This window comes from Paraburkholderia guartelaensis (genome assembly GCF_004353905.1).
GTDB classification, from domain to species: Bacteria; Pseudomonadota; Gammaproteobacteria; order Burkholderiales; family Burkholderiaceae; genus Paraburkholderia; species Paraburkholderia guartelaensis.
The window spans coordinates 1-1,118 of record NZ_SMOD01000159.1 but is presented as its reverse complement, the minus strand read 5'-3'; the positions used below and the strand labels follow the sequence as shown (position 1 = coordinate 1,118).

Sequence of the window (1,118 nt, the reverse complement as noted above, 5' to 3'; positions counted from 1 at the left end):
CTAGTCGACTGCGTCATTGAAATGGCACTGGCCGAATTCGTCGTGATGGATCATCGTATTTCCATTTAATCGGCTTGGGATTCTTGTTGTGCTCGCGGATGTAGCGCATCAGCTTGCGGTCCAAATCCTTCACCGTGGTGAAGATGCCTCGCGCAATTACATCGCGCTGGATGCGCGAGAACCAGTTTTCCACCTGATTCAGCCAAGAGGTATAGGTTGGGGTGTAATGCAACCGCACGTTGCGGTGTTGTCGCAAGAATTCGTGCACGCGCGGTGTCTTGTGGCTGCTGACGTTGTCGCAGATCACATGAATCTCCTGTTTGGGCCGCTGACTGGCGATAACGTCGGTGAGGAAGGCCACGAACTGTTCGCTGGTATGGCGCGGCGCGGTCTTGCCGATGACTTCTCCGGTTGCCGTATTGAGCGCAGCGAACAGGCTAAGCGTGCCGTTACGTTTGTATTCGAAGCCATGGCTCTCGGCGCGCCCTGGCGACAGCGGTAGCATCCGATCCTTACGATCCAGAGCTTGAATTGCCGTCTTCTCGTCCACGCAGAACACCACCGCATGTGCGGGCGGGTTCAGATACAGGCCGATGACGTCTGCAGCCTTGGTCTCGAAGTCAGGGTCGTTTGAGACCATGTGCGTATCGAGTCGATGGGGGCGCACGCCGTGCTTGCGCCAGATGCGCTGTACCGTCGAGGCGCCTACATCGCCCAGAGCCGCCGCAAGCTTATAGCTGCTCCAATGCGTCGAGCCGTCCGAGGGCCGGTGCTTAAGCGTGAGATTCAGAACCCGCGCCTCGAGCTTTTCAGGCGGATGCACAGGAGCTCGTCCCGGATGGCGCGCGTACAGGCCTGCCAACCGCTCCGCCAAAAACCGACTCGACCAACGGGTAATGAAGCGCGAGTCACATCGCAGCCGCTGCATGATCGCCTCACGTGCTTCGCCTTCATCAAGCATCAAGATCAGCCGTGCACGCCGCGCGTCCGCTGCGCGCACCGTTTGGCTACGAGTTGCTGACAGCAATTGTTTGCGCTCAAGCGTGGTCAAATTCATCTTTTCCATGCGTTTCATTGAATACCAAATAAGGTGCTTTTTCAATGACGCAATGGACTAG

The 1,118-nt window shown here is 57.3% G+C and carries 1 protein-coding gene; it reads right to left on the bottom strand.

Annotated features, from left to right (window positions below):
• Positions 1 to 13: 13 nt before the first annotated feature.
• A complete protein-coding gene (locus E1N52_RS43835) occupies positions 14 to 1,075 on the bottom strand; it encodes an IS630 family transposase (protein ID WP_133191278.1) in 1,062 nt (353 codons plus the stop codon).
• Positions 1,076 to 1,118 lie beyond the last annotated feature (43 nt).